Origin of the sequence: Micromonospora sp. NBC_00421 (assembly GCF_036017915.1) — a bacterium.
GTDB lineage: Bacteria > Actinomycetota > Actinomycetes > Mycobacteriales > Micromonosporaceae > Micromonospora.
Window position 1 is genome coordinate 3,688,059 of record NZ_CP107929.1, and the last position, 11,830, is coordinate 3,699,888.

The window sequence follows — 11,830 nt, forward strand, 5'->3', positions numbered from 1 at the left end:
CCTCGCGGCGACCGGTGGGGTCACCGGTCGGGGCGGTGGTTCACTCCTCGGGCGCGAGCAGCGCGCCGGAGGCGGCGTCGCGGACCGTGATCGCGGACATCGGGCACATGTCGGCGGCGTCGATGACCGCCTCGTCGGGCGAGGTCCGGGGGGCCAGGGCGGAGGCCTTGCCGTCCCGGATCTCGATCTGGCGGGGGGCCGCGCCGGCGCAGACCCCGGTGCCGATGCAGGCCTCCCGGTCGACGGTGACCGTCCAACCGGTGTCCACCGCGCTCACCAGGACACCAGCAGCTTGTTCGGGCCCCGGACCAGCAGGCCGGACTTCCACGCCACGCCCGCGTCGCCGTCGGCCAGGCTCAGCTCGGGGAACCGGTCCAGGATGGTGTGCAGAGCCACCTGGAGCTCCATCCGGGCGAGCTGCGCGCCGAGGCAGTGGTGCGGGCCGTGACCGAACGCGACGTGCGGGTTCTGCTCGCGGGTGAAGTCGAAGGCCTCCGGGTCGTCGAAGATCTCCGGGTCCCGGTTGGCCCCGGGCAGGGAGACCAGCACCGGCTCCCCGGCGCGGACGGTGATCCCGCTCAGCTCCACGTCCTCCACCGCGTAGCGGGGGAACATCGCGGCCGGGTTGAGCGGGATCATCCGCAGCAGTTCCTCCACGGCCGCCGGCACCAGGCTCCGGTCGGCGCGCAGCTGCGCCATCAGCTCCGGCCTGGTCAGCAGCGCGTAGACGAAGTTGGGGATGTGCGTGGAGACCGTCTCGACCCCGGTGAGCAGCAGCCCGACCCCGGCGATGGAGAGCAGTTCCTGCTCGGTCAGCCGGTCACCCTCGTCGCGGGCCTTGACCAACGCGCCGAGCAGGTCGTCGGTGGGCTGCTCACGGCGCTGGGCGACCAGGTTGCCCATGTAGCCGAAGAGCTGCTCCACGTAGCTCATGAGCTGCTCGCTGGTGCTGGTCAGCCCCTCGGTCCAGATCCGGAACTGGGCCCGGTCCTCGAACGGCACCCCGAGCAGTTCGCAGATCACCGTGATCGGGAAGGGCAGCGCGAACATCTCCACCAGGTCGCCGGGGGAGCCCTTGGCGATCATGTCGTCGACGTACTCGTTGGCGATCCGCTGCGCGTCCTCGCGAATCCCGTTGACCCGGCGGGCGGTAAGCGCCTTGCCGGCCAGCTTGCGCAGCCGGGTGTGGTCCGGCGGGTCGAGGCCGATGATGCCCTCGTAGGTCATCTCCTCGCGCAGCCGGGGTTGGTCCTGGCCCTGCGCCGCGGCCCGGCTGAACCTCGGGTCGGTCAGCACGGTCTTGACGTCCTCGTACCGGGTGGCGAGCCAGGACACCTCGCCGTACGGCAACTGCACCCGGGCCAGCGGCTCGGTGCTGCGCAGCAACCCGTACGTCGGGTCGATGTCGATCCCGGGCGACTCGCTGAACGGATACTTGCGGATCTCCTGATCGATCGTCACGGGACACTCCCTCAAGTCGCACCGGGCGCACGTGATCCGGCGCTGGCGTCGATGTCAGTTCGGCCGCTCGGCGCGGTACGGCGTATCCGGGCGACACGCCGGGCGCCGGCCGGACCAGGCGAGGGATACGTAATCAGGAAAGGAAATCCACCTACACCCCCGCGACGCCCCTAGCCTCCCCCTACCGGGCCCGCTAAGGGGCGGCTCTGGGGTGTCGTTAGGGGTTCGGGTCGACGGCCCACCACTAGCGTGTGGACGAGACAACGCGCTGTTGACCGTCGAGCGATTCTCGCGGGCGCGCACCGGTGATCGAGTCACGCCACGTCGGTGGGCGCAACCCCCCATGGAGGATGGTTGATGTCCCTGCTCGTTTCCACGACCGCCGATCCGGGGCGGTTCCACTCCTTCGGGCCGCACCACATCGATGAGCTGGGGACCCGGTACGGATTGTCGGCCGACAATCTGCACGCGATCCGCACCATTTCCCAGGTGCTGCCGTTCCGGGTCAACGAATACGTCCTGTCGCACCTGATCGACTGGGACCGCATCCCGGACGACCCGATCTTCCGGTTGGTGTTCCCGCAGCACGGCATGCTCGCCGCCGCCGACGAGCGGATCGTCGGCGACCTGCTGCGCGCCGGCGACCGCAAGGGGCTGCGCGGTGAGGTGGCCCGGATCCGGGCCGGGCTCAACCCGCACCCGTCCGGGCAGCAGCAGCACAACGTGCCGAGCCTGGACGGCCAGGAGCTGCCGGGCATGCAGCACAAGTACCGGGAGACGGTGCTCTACTTCCCGCAGCAGGGGCAGACCTGCCACGCGTACTGCACCTACTGCTTCCGATGGGCGCAGTTCGTCGGGGACGCCGACCTGCGGTTCGCCGCGCCCGGCCCGGAGCAGTTGGTGACCTACCTGCACCGGCACCCGGCGGTGACCGACGTGCTGGTCACCGGGGGCGATCCGATGATCATGTCGACGGAGCGGCTGCGCAGCCACGTGGAGCCGCTGCTGAAGGTGGACACCGTCCGCACCATCCGGTTCGGCACCAAGGCGGTCGCCTACTGGCCGTACCGGTTCGTCTCCGACAGCGACGCCGACGACCTGCTGCGGCTGTTCGCGCAGGTGGTCGCGTCCGGCCGCAACGTCGCGGTGATGGCGCACTTCAGCCACCCCCGGGAACTGGCCACCGAGGTCGCCACCCGGGCCATCGCCCGGATCCGGTCGACCGGGGCGGTGGTCTACTGCCAGGCCCCGCTGATCCGGTACGTCAACGACGACGCCCGCGCCTGGAGCGAGATGTGGCGTGCCGAGCTGGCCGTCGGTGCGGTGCCCTACTACATGTTCGTCGAGCGGGACACCGGTCCCCGGGACTACTTCCAGGTGCCGCTGACCCGGGCCGCCGACATCTTCCGCACCGCGTACCAGGATCTGCCCGGCCTGGCCCGGACGGTGCGCGGGCCGGTCATGTCGGCGACCCCCGGCAAGGTGCTCGTCGACGGCGTCGAGCGGACCCCGGACGGCGACTTCTTCCAGCTCCGGTTGATCCAGGCCCGCGACCGGCGGCTGGTCGGCCGACCGTTCCGGGCCCGCTGGTCGGCCGACGCGGCCTGGCTGAGCGACCTGGAACTCGATCCGAGCGCCCCGGCGGACATCCTCGCCGCGGTCAGCCCCAGCACGGCCCGCCCCGGCGTGGCCGTCACCGCCTGAACACGTACCCACCCCGAAGGGAGCTGGCCATGGCCGGCCGGAAGATCTCGCCCAACCTCGCGCTCGACCAGTTGGTCGCGCAGCGGATCGCCGCCGGCGAGTCCATCGTGCACCTGGGCTTCGGCGAGTCCCGCCTGCCGGTGTTCCCGCCGCTGGCGCGGGCGCTGACCGAGGGCGCCGACCGCAACGCGTACGGGCCGGTGGTCGGTGACCCGGCCACCCGCGACGCGGTGGCCGGGTACTTCTCCCGCCGTCGGCTGCCCACCGAGGCTGACCAGGTGATCATCGCGCCGGGCAGCAAGCCGCTGCTGATGGCCCTGCAGTTGGTGGTCGGCGGGGACACCCTGGTCGCCGCCCCGAGCTGGGTGACCTACGCCCCGCAGGCCCGGTTGGCCGGCAAGACCGTGCTGGGGGTGCCGATCCCGGACTCCTGCGGTGGGGTGCCCGACCCGACGGCGCTGCGGGAGACGATCCACGCCGCCCGGGTGCTCGGTCACGACCCGCGCATCCTGGTGCTCACCTCGCCGGACAACCCGACCGGCACGCACGCCCCGGACGAGCTGGTCCGGGAGCTGTGCGCGATCGCCGAGGAGGAGGACCTGCTGATCGTCTCGGACGAGATCTACCGGGACATCCTGCACACCCCGGGGACCGACCTGCTCTCCCCGGCCGAGATCGCTCCCCGGCGGACCGTGGTGATCACCGGGTTGAGCAAGAACCTGGCCCTCGGCGGCTGGCGGATCGGGGCCGCCCGGTTCCCGGTCGGCGGGTGGGGCGGGCGGATCCGCGCCGACGTCGCCGCGGTGGCCAGCGAGATCTGGTCCACCCTGGCCGGACCGATGCAGTCGGTGGCCCGGTACGCCTTCGCCGAGCCGCCGGAGATCCGCGAGCGGCTGACCGAGGACGCCGCGCTGCACGGCGCGGTGGCCGGCGCGGTGCACCGGATCATGGTGGACGCGGGCGCCACCTGCCGGCCGCCGACCGGCGCGTTCTACGTCTACCCGGACTTCGCGCCGCTGCGCGAACCGCTGGCCGAGCAGGGCGTCACCGACGGTGCCACGTTGCAGCACTACCTGCTGGAGGAGCTGGGCGTCGCGGTGCTCTCCGGCCACCACTTCGGCGACCGGCCGGAGGCGCTGCGCTTCCGCGCCGCGACCAGCATGCTCTACGGCGACACCCCCGAGCAGCAGCGGCAGACCCAGACCGCCGCCGACCCGCTGGCCGTGCCGCACGTCGCCGACGCGCTGGTCCGCATCGAGCAGGCCCTCGCCAAGCTCCCCCGGTGACCCCACCGCCCGGCTCCCCCGCCGACCGCGCCCGCGCCGGTCTGCCCCGACGACAAGGACGCCCCAGATGACAAGCGCCATCGTCTTTCCCGGGATGGGTCCGTGCGACTTCGCCGACGTCGCGAAGTTCATGCTCATCGACCGGGACGCCCGCGAACTGCTCGCCGCCGCCAGCGACGCCCTGGAGTACGACCTGTTCGCCAGCTACCGGGACAGCGACAGCGACTACTCCGAGTACGCCCAGGTCGCCTTCCTGGTCAACTGCGTGGCGCTGGCCCGCTGGGCGGAGCGGACCATGGACCTGCGTCCGGACCTGATCGCCGGGCCCAGCTTCGGTGGCAAGGCCGCCGCCGTGTTCAGCGGCGCGCTGGACTTCGCCGAGGCGGTCCGGATGACCGCCCGGCTGTCCCGGATCGAGACGGAGTACTTCACCGCCGAGCAGCGGGGGGTGGTGACGATGTCGTTCGTCCGTACCCCGGCCGAGCGGCTGCGGGAGATCCTGGCCGAGCTGGACGAGGCCGGCGAGTGGTACGAGATCTCCTGCTACGTGGACACCGACTTCTGGATGGTGACCCTGCACGAGCGGCGCACCGAGTGGTTGACGCAGCGGCTGCGGGCCGGCGGTGGACTGCCGCTGTACGTGATGGACCCGCCGCTGCACGCCGCCGCGTTCCAGCCGCTGCGCGACCGGGTGGAGGCGGAGCTGTTCGGGTCGCTGCACTTCACCGACCCGCAGATCCCGGTCGTCGCCGACCAGGACGGCACGGTACGCACCACCGCCGACGGCGTACGGGCCATGCTGCTGGACGGGATCGTCACTCCGGTGCGCTGGCCGGAGGTGGTCGCCACGTTCCAACGGTCCGGGGTGGAGACGGTGCACGTCTGCGGACCGGACCGGTTGTGGGGCCGGGTCGGCGCCACCGTCCGCAACTTCCGGACCACCATCGTGGACCCGCGACGGGCGATGCGGCCGATCCGCCGCACCGTGGCCGCCTGAGCACCGGCAGAGCACGGAGGACGAGATGACCCAGCACACCGACTACGCCCTGCACGGCCGGTTCCTCCAGGGGCTGGCCGCCGCGCCCCGGGCCACCGCCCTGCACCTGCCCACCGGCCCGGTCAGCTACGAGCAGCTGCACGCCACCGCGCTGCGCTGGGCGGGGGCGCTGGCCGTCGGCCCGGACGGGCCACCCCGGGTGGTCGGCATCCTGGCCGGCAAGACCCTGGAGTCGTACGCCGGGCTGCTCGCCACCCTGTACGTCGGCGCGACCGCCGTGCCGCTGCACCCTGAGTTCCCGGCGGCGCGGACCGCCGGAATGCTCACCGCGTGCGGGGTCTCCGTCCTGCTGCTCGACGACGCCGGGCTGGCGGTCCGGGCGGAGATGGGTGACGCGGTGGCCGGGGTGCCGGTGTTCGCGCCGGTGGTCGACCCGCGCGGCAGCGGTGCCGGGCTGCGGCTGCCGGTGGCCTCGGCGACGCCGCTGGCCGCGCCCCGCCCCGCCGGCCCCGACGACGTGGCCTACGTGCTGTTCACCTCCGGCTCGACGGGGCGGCCCAAGGGGGTGCCGATCACCCACGGCAACCTGCGGCACTACTTCTCGGTGCTGGACGACAGGTACGATTTCGGGCCCGACGACCGGTTCTCCCAGTCGTTCGACCTGAACTTCGACTGCGCGATGTTCGACCTGTTCTGCGCCTGGGGTGCCGGGGCGAGCGTGCATCCGGTGCCGCCTGTGGCCTACCGGGACGTGCCGAAGTTCGTCGCCGAGCGGGGCCTGACCGTGTGGTTCTCCACCCCCAGCGCGATCACCCTGGTCCGGCGGACCGACCGGCTGACCGCGGCGGCGATGCCGTCACTGCGGTGGAGTTTCTTCGCCGGGGAGGCGTTGCACGCCGCCGACGCGGTGGACTGGCAGGCGGCGGCCCCCGGGTCGACCCTGGAGAACATCTACGGCCCCACCGAGCTGACCGTCACCATCACCGGGCACCGCTGGTCGCCGCAGACCTCGCCGGGGCTCTGCGTCAACGGCCTGGTCCCGATCGGCGCCCTGCACGACGGGCACGACGGGGTGCTGCTCGACGCCGACGGCGCCGCCAGCGAGGTGGAGGGCGAGCTCTGCATCACCGGCCCGCAGCTCACCCCCGGCTACCTCGATCCGGCCGACGACCAGGGCCGGTTCCTGGTCCGCGACGGCCGACGCTGGTACCGCACCGGCGACCGGGTCCGGCGGCTGGAGAACAAGGAACTGATCTACCTGGGCCGGTTGGACTCCCAGGTGCAGGTGCACGGCTGGCGGGTGGAGCTGGCCGAGATCGAGCACGCGTTGCGCGACTGCCCCGGCATCGAGGACGCGGTCACCGTGGCCCGCGCCGCAGCCGGCGGCACCGAACTGGTGGTCTTCTACACCGGGGAGCCGACCGCCCCGGCGGAGCTGGCCCGGCAGCTGCGGAAGATCCTGCCGAAGGGCATGCTGCCGCGCTCGTACCGGCACCTGCCGGAGTTCCCGCTGAACTCCAACCGCAAGGTGGACCGCGCCCGGCTGGCCCGCGAGGCCGCCGAACACTGACCAGCCCGCTCCGGCCACCGCGGAAGCCCCGCGCCGGAACCCCGCTCCCGGGAACCCCGCGCCGGAAGCCCCATGATCGACACAGTTTCGTTGTTGTAGTGGTATCCGAACGGTCCGATGCCACTACAACAACGAAACTGTGCGCCCGAGAACCCGGGGCGGGGCTCGGCGTCAGCAGACGGAACCCCTGGCCGGTCCCCCTCCTGAAGGGACCGGCCAGGGGCCGTTTCGGGGCGCGGGGCCAGCCCTTCGCGGAGCCGACCCAGCGGGGCCGACCCAGCGGGGTCAGGCTTGCGTGGGTTGCCCGGCGCGGGCGGCGAGGGCGCGGCGGTCGACCTTGCCGTTGGCGTTGACCGGCAGCTCGTCGAGGACCCGCACCTGTTGCGGCACCATGTAGTCGGGCAGCGCCTCCAGGCAGAACGCGCCCAGTTCCATCTCCTCCACGCCGGTGACGCCCTCGTCGAGCACCACGAACACGGCGAGCACCGGGTCCTTGCCCTCCTGGGGCAGCATCAGCGCGGCGGCCCCGGCGATGCCCGGGAAGTCCCGGACCCGACGCTCCACCTCACCCAGCTCGACCCGGTTGCCGCGGACCTTGACCAGAGAGTCGACCCGGCCGATGAAGTACAACTCCCCGCCCTCGCCCCGGTACGCCAGGTCTCCGGTGCGGAAGACGACCTGACCGGTGGCCGGGTTGAGCGGGTCGGGGACCAGCGCGGCGGCGGTGGCCTCCGGGTCGTTCCAGTAGCCGTGGAACAGGGCGGCGCTGCGCAGGTGGATCTGCCCGACGGTCCCCGGGGAGTCGACCGGCCGGCCGTCCTCGTCGATCAGCAGCATCTCCGCGCCCGGGTGGGCGTGCCCGATGGAGATCCGGTCGACGTCGTCGGGCAGCGGGTTCGGCACGTCGGTGAACGACGCGGCGATGGACTCGCTGCTGCCGAAGCAGTTGACCACCCGGGCGTGCGGCAGGGCGCGTTGCAGCTCGCGCATCTCCGGCAGGGGGAAGTTCTCACCGGAGTAGAGCACCCCGCGGATCTGCTCGCCGAGCGCGGCCAGCCCGGCGAACTCGTGCCGCAGCACCCCCCGCCAGATCGACGGGACCCCGTTGACCTGGGTGGCGCCGCCGTCGGCGAGGAACTGCACGAAGCGGCGCGGCCAGCGCAGCAGCGCGCGGGGCACCGGCACCACGGCCGCGCCGCTGCCCAGCGCCAGCCCGATGTCGAGCAGCGAGAAGTCGAACTGCAGCGGCGAGGTGGTGGCGACCCGGTCCTCGGCGGAGACGATGCCGTGCCGCAGCATGCCCCGGAAGAAGGCGAGCACCCCCCGGTGGCTCATCACCACGCCCTTCGGGCGGCCGGTGGTGCCGGACGTGAAGATCATGTAGGCCGGGTCGGTGGGCACCAGTTCCCGGCGGTGCCGGGTACGCGGCGCGGGCGTCCGCTCGACCTGGATGCCGTCCGGGCCGAACCGGGCGGTCCCCATCGGCGCGGGTACCCCCTCCCGGCGTCCGTCGACGGGTTGCAGGTGCAGCGCCGCGGCGGTGCTCTCGGCGATCAGCGCGAGCCGCTGGGCCGGCGTCTCCGGGCTGACCGGGATGAAGGTCAGACCCAGCGAGGAACAGGCCAGGAACACGGCGATCGCGGTCGGGGAGGTGTCCGACTCCAGGATCACCCGGTCGCCGATGTCCAGGCCGAGTTCGTCGAGGGCGGCGGCGTAACCGTCCACACGCTGGGCAAGCTGACGGTATGAGATGGAGCCGACCTCGCCGCCGACGACCTGGATGACGGCCGGCTTGTCGGGCGTCAGCCGGGCGCCCGCCAACAGGAACTCGTGCAACGTCTCCACCGAGGCGTGCGTGCGCGCGAAGTTCTCTCGACTCATGGCCGGAGCGTAGCGGCGACCCCGGCCGCCCCCACCCGCATCGACCCCCCTAACCATCCCTTACCCGGCTCCGCCGGGGACCGGAAGATTGTCGGGTCGTCACCGCAGGGCAGCCGTTGTTAGCGTTTTCCCACCCTGCACCGGAAGGAATCGCGGACATGTGGGATCAACGGTTCGAGGCCATCCTGCGCCAGCACCTGCCCTTCCTCGACCCCGAGGAGCCCCTGCTGGCCGGCACCAGCCTGCGCGACTCGGGCCTGGACTCCCTCGCCATGGTCGAGCTGCTGGCCACCCTGGAGAGCGAGTACGCCGTGCGGTTCGTCGACGAGGCGATGTCGATGGAGACGTTCGCCACCCCGCACACGCTGTGGAGCGTGCTGAACGACATGCGCGGTGCTCCCGCTCCCGTGTGAGCAGCCGGCGTACGACGAGGTGCCCGTGACCGGGTCGGTCACGGGCACTTTCCGTGCCCGGCCCGGCGGGCCGGGCAGCGGCGGTCAACCGCCGATCGCGTCCAGTTCGGTCAGGTCGGTGGCGGTGAGCACGAGCCCCGCGCCGGCGACGTTCTCCCGCAGGTGGGCCACCGACGAGGTGCCGGGGATGAGCAGGATGTTGGGTGACCGTTGCAGCAGCCAGGCCAGGGCGACCGCCATCGGCATGGCGTCCCGCCGGGCGGCCACGGCCGAGAGCGCCGCGGACTGCAGGGGGCTGAAGCCACCCAGCGGGAAGTACGGCACGTAGGCCACCCCCTGCCCGGCGAGCCGGTCGATCAGCGCGTCGTCCCGGCGGTACGCGAGGTTGTAGAGGTTCTGCACACAGACGATCGGGGCGATGGCCTGCGCCTCGGCGACCTGGTCGGCCGTCACGTTGCTGAGCCCCAGGTGCCGGATCAGGCCCTGCTGCTGGAGCGCGACGAGCGCCTCGAACGGTTCGGCGAGCGGGCCGGGCCGGGGTCCGGTGGCGTCGCCGAGCCGGAGGTTGACCAGGTCGAGCGTCTCCACCCGGAGGTTCTCCAGGTTCTCGTGCACGGCCTGGCGCAGTTGCGCCGGCTCCCGGGCCGGGGGCCAGCCGCCCTGCCCGTCCCGGGTCGCGCCGACCTTGGTCACCAGGTGCAACCCCTCGGGGTACGGGTGCAGGGCCGCCCGGATCAGCCGGTTGGTGACGTGCGGTCCGTAGGCGTCGCTGGTGTCGATGTGGGTGATGCCGAGGGCGACCACCTCCCGCAGGACGGCGAGCGCGCCGTCGGGATCGGCGGGCGGTCCCATCACCCCGGGGCCGGCGAGCTGCATGGCGCCGTAGCCGAACCGGGTGACGGTCAGGTCGCCCAGCGTCCAGGTGCCGCCGGGCAGAGATCGGGTGAGCATGCGGTTACCTCGGGCTTTCGTGGTGAACGGAGTGCTGCCCGACCACTATCCGCGAGGTAGCTTTCTGCCGGTAAGTAGGCACCTGAAGGTGCGTAACGCACCGGGCACGGGAGGAACGGCCGATGGCGACGAGGACGGCGGCCCAGCGCAGGGCGGAGACGACGGTGGCGTACGACGCCTTCATGGCGCAGTGTCCCAGTCGGGAGCTGCTCGCCCGGATCTCCGACAAGTGGGTCGCGCTGGTGCTGGCCGCGCTGCGCACCGACGGCTCGCACCGGTTCGGCGCGGACTGCGCCGGCACTCCCCGGCCGATGCGCTACTCGGAGCTGTCCCGCCTGCTGGCCGGGGTCAGCCAGAAGATGCTCACCCAGACGCTGCGCTCCCTGGAACGTGACGGCCTGGTCAGCCGCACCGTCACGCCGACGGTGCCGGTCACCGTCAGCTACGAGCTGACCGACCTCGGCTTCTCCCTGCACGAGACGATGCGCGGCCTCAAGACCTGGGCCGAGACCCACCTGGACGACGTGCACGCCCACCGCGCGGCCTACGACGCCCGCGCCGCCTGACCGGGACACCGCGCCATCCGAACCGGGACGCCGCCCCGCCTGGACCGGCGGCGCGGGCGTCGGCGCGGCCCGTGTGGGACCGCGCGGCTCAGAGCTTGTCGAGAAACTGGGTGAGCAGCTCGGTGAACCGCTCCGGGGTCTCCAGGTGGGGCAGGTGGCTGGCCCCCTCGATGATCTCCCAGTGGGCCCCGGGAACCAGGTCGTGGAAGGGGCGTACCGCCGCCGGGGTGACCTCGTCGTGCTCGCCGCTGACGACCAGGGTGGGCACGTCGATCTGCGGCAGCCGGTCGACGAGCGAGTAGTCGCGCAGCGTGCCGATGATGTGGAACTCGCTCGGCCCGTTCATCGCGTGGTAGACGGTCGGATCGCCGTTGATCTCCATGAACGAGGCCATCAGCTCCGGCGGCAGCGGCTTGCACCGGCACACGTGCCGCTGGTAGAAGACCATCATCGCCGCCGTGTACGCGGGGCTGCCGGTGGTGCCGGCGGCCTCGTGCCGGCGCAGCGTCGCGTCCACGCCCGGGGGCAGCGCCGCCCGCAGCACGTCGAGCTCCGGCAGCCACAGCGGGTACGACGCGGGCGCGTTGGCGATCACCAGGCCGCGCAGCCCGGCGGGCCGTTGTACCGCGTGCGCCGCCGCCAGCACCCCGCCCCAGGACTGCCCCAGCAGCACGTACTCCTCGGCGATGCCGAGCCGGCGCAGCAGGTTGTCCAGTTCGGCGAGGAACAGCTCCACGGTCCAGAAGTCGGCGCCCCGGCCCGGCAGGTGGGTGGAGCCGCCGTTGCCGAGCTGGTCGTAGTGCACCACCGGCCGGCCGGACCGGCTCAGCTCGGCCAGGTTGAGCAGGTAGTCGTGGGTGCTGCCGGGACCACCGTGCAGCACCACCAGCGGCGGCCGGCCGTCGTGCAGCTCGCCGGTCACCCGGTACCAGGTCCGGTGCTCGCCGAACTCGACGGTGCCCTTGGCGGTCGGTGCCAGTGCCATGTCGTCCACTCCCGCT

11 protein-coding genes are annotated in these 11,830 nt (G+C 72.5%); 6 read left to right on the forward strand and 5 right to left on the reverse strand.

The annotated features are described in order from the left end of the window. Positions 1–40 precede the first annotated feature (40 nt). Together OHQ87_RS15220 and OHQ87_RS15225 are read right to left on the reverse strand one after the other, a co-directional pair. Entirely contained in the window at positions 41–277 is a 237-nt protein-coding gene (locus tag OHQ87_RS15220; protein WP_328338411.1) for a ferredoxin, read from the reverse strand. Next, entirely contained in the window at positions 274–1,461 is a 1,188-nt protein-coding gene (locus OHQ87_RS15225) for a cytochrome P450 (protein WP_328338413.1), read from the reverse strand. The genes OHQ87_RS15220 and OHQ87_RS15225 overlap by 4 nt, the downstream gene beginning before the upstream one ends. Before the next feature lie 357 nt (positions 1,462–1,818). Between OHQ87_RS15225 and OHQ87_RS15230 the strand changes: the two genes are divergently transcribed. From OHQ87_RS15230 to OHQ87_RS15245, 4 genes are all read left to right on the forward strand, one after another. Then, positions 1,819–3,165, forward strand: coding sequence for a KamA family radical SAM protein (locus OHQ87_RS15230; protein WP_328338415.1), 1,347 nt, complete (start codon positions 1,819–1,821; stop codon positions 3,163–3,165). Between the two features lie 29 nt (positions 3,166–3,194). Beyond that, on the forward strand, positions 3,195–4,451 hold the full coding sequence (locus OHQ87_RS15235) for a pyridoxal phosphate-dependent aminotransferase (protein ID WP_328338417.1): 1,257 nt from the start codon (positions 3,195–3,197) through the stop codon (positions 4,449–4,451). 67 nt (positions 4,452–4,518) lie between these two features. Beyond that, positions 4,519–5,448 carry an ACP S-malonyltransferase gene (locus OHQ87_RS15240; RefSeq protein ID WP_328338419.1) on the forward strand — a complete coding sequence of 310 codons (930 nt, stop codon included), beginning with the start codon at positions 4,519–4,521 and terminating at the stop codon, positions 5,446–5,448. 25 nt (positions 5,449–5,473) lie between these two features. Further along, positions 5,474–7,018 carry an AMP-binding protein gene (locus OHQ87_RS15245; RefSeq protein ID WP_328338421.1) on the forward strand — a complete coding sequence of 515 codons (1,545 nt, stop codon included), beginning with the start codon at positions 5,474–5,476 and terminating at the stop codon, positions 7,016–7,018. Positions 7,019–7,303: 285 nt separating this feature from the next. Here OHQ87_RS15245 and OHQ87_RS15250 read toward each other — a convergent pair whose 3' ends face one another. Beyond that, a complete protein-coding gene (locus OHQ87_RS15250) occupies positions 7,304–8,899 on the reverse strand; it encodes a D-alanine--poly(phosphoribitol) ligase (protein ID WP_328338423.1) in 1,596 nt (531 codons plus the stop codon). A gap of 158 nt (positions 8,900–9,057) precedes the next feature. Between OHQ87_RS15250 and OHQ87_RS15255 the strand changes: the two genes are divergently transcribed. Continuing rightward, a complete protein-coding gene (locus OHQ87_RS15255) occupies positions 9,058–9,312 on the forward strand; it encodes an acyl carrier protein (protein ID WP_328338425.1) in 255 nt (84 codons plus the stop codon). An 84-nt stretch (positions 9,313–9,396) separates the two neighbouring features. Here OHQ87_RS15255 and OHQ87_RS15260 read toward each other — a convergent pair whose 3' ends face one another. Then, positions 9,397–10,263 (reverse strand): aldo/keto reductase family oxidoreductase, encoded by an 867-nt coding sequence (locus OHQ87_RS15260; RefSeq protein WP_328338427.1) that lies wholly within the window; start codon positions 10,261–10,263, stop codon positions 9,397–9,399. 122 nt (positions 10,264–10,385) lie between these two features. Here OHQ87_RS15260 and OHQ87_RS15265 point away from each other — a divergent pair, with 122 nt between their 5' ends. Beyond that, positions 10,386–10,829 carry a winged helix-turn-helix transcriptional regulator gene (locus OHQ87_RS15265; protein WP_328338429.1) on the forward strand — a complete coding sequence of 148 codons (444 nt, stop codon included), beginning with the start codon at positions 10,386–10,388 and terminating at the stop codon, positions 10,827–10,829. 88 nt (positions 10,830–10,917) lie between these two features. Here the strand turns inward: OHQ87_RS15265 and OHQ87_RS15270 are convergent, their stop codons facing one another. Continuing rightward, positions 10,918–11,823, reverse strand: coding sequence for a proline iminopeptidase-family hydrolase (locus OHQ87_RS15270; protein WP_328348861.1), 906 nt, complete (start codon positions 11,821–11,823; stop codon positions 10,918–10,920). Positions 11,824–11,830: the final 7 nt, after the last annotated feature.